The sequence below is a fragment of the Rhizobium ecuadorense genome (assembly GCF_001187535.1).
Taxonomy (GTDB): domain Bacteria; phylum Pseudomonadota; class Alphaproteobacteria; order Rhizobiales; family Rhizobiaceae; genus Rhizobium; species Rhizobium ecuadorense.
Window position 1 is genome coordinate 1 of the sequence record NZ_LFIO01001056.1, and the last position, 263, is coordinate 263.

1 protein-coding gene is annotated in these 263 nt (G+C 69.6%); it reads left to right on the plus strand.

What is annotated here, in order from left to right; genetic code table 11:
* A partial coding sequence (locus tag AF337_RS18850) for a carboxymuconolactone decarboxylase family protein (protein ID WP_244471287.1) occupies positions 1–263 on the plus strand: 263 nt, incomplete at both ends.

The following is a 263-nucleotide window of genomic DNA, read 5'->3' on the forward strand; positions in this document are numbered from 1 at the left end:
CTCGATCTCTGGCAGCGGCCGGGCCTTGCACCGCGAGACCGCAGCCTCGTGACGGTCAGCTCGCTGATCGCATCGGGCCAGAGCGCTCAGATCACCTATCACCTCAACCGCGCCATGGATAACGGCCTGACCGCCGACGAAGCCGGCGAGGTCGTTGCCCATACGGCCTTCTACGCCGGCTGGCGCATGCGCTCCGGCGCTTCCGGCAGGAACTGGGCGACGAGGCCGCCTGCCCGCCAGCGATGGCGCGGCTTGCCCACATC